The 281-nt window shown below is 68.0% G+C and carries 1 protein-coding gene; it reads left to right on the forward strand.

Annotated elements, in window-relative coordinates; genetic code table 11:
- A partial coding sequence (locus tag DBV35_RS29915; protein ID WP_157962135.1) for a hypothetical protein occupies positions 1-281 on the forward strand: 281 nt, incomplete at both ends.

Below are 281 nucleotides of genomic sequence, written 5' to 3' on the forward strand. Positions count from 1 at the left end.
ATGACCCAGATCCGCCAGCTGGCGGGTATGAAGGGTCTGGTCGCGAACCCCAAGGGCGAGTTCATCCCGCGTCCGATCAAGGCCTCGTACCGCGAGGGCCTGTCGGTGCTGGAGTACTTCATCTCCACGCACGGCACCCGTAAGGGTCTGGCGGACACCGCGCTGCGGACCGCGGACTCCGGGTACCTGACCCGTCGTCTGGTCGACGTGTCGCAGGACGTCATCGGCCGCGAGGTCGACTGCGGCACCGAGCGCGCCATCCCGATGGCGGTCACCGAGGA

It is taken from the genome of Acuticoccus kandeliae, assembly GCF_003073115.1.